We start from the raw sequence: 402 nt of genomic DNA on the forward strand, positions 1-402 counted from the left end.
TCTGCCGCTCATTCTACTTTGCCACTTACCAATATCGCCTCGGCTTCTTTTGGACTGGTGCTTACTACCAGTGCCCATAAATATAACTGGCCTTTCCCCAAAGGAGGAGCGGGTAATTTCACGGGAGCCTTATTAGATTACTATAGATCGCTGGGAGGAGAAGTAATTTTAAATACCTGGGTAGAAGATATTCGGGATCTTCCTAATGCCTATGCCTACATGTTCGACCTAACTCCCAAACAGTTACTCAAGATAAAAGGCCTTAATTTTAATGCGCTTTACAGAAAAAGAATGGAGGCATTCCATTATGGGGCGGGAGTTTTTAAGGTTGATTGGGCGTTAAGTGAACCTATTCCATTCACAAGTGAAAAATGCAAAAAAGCAGCTACCATTCATTTAGGT

At 42.0% G+C, this 402-nt stretch carries 1 pseudogene; it reads left to right on the forward strand.

The window, feature by feature from the left end:
- Positions 1 to 402, forward strand: a pseudogene (locus HC175_RS19725) (FAD-dependent oxidoreductase); the annotation flags it as partial.

This window comes from Salinimicrobium oceani, assembly GCF_012037645.1.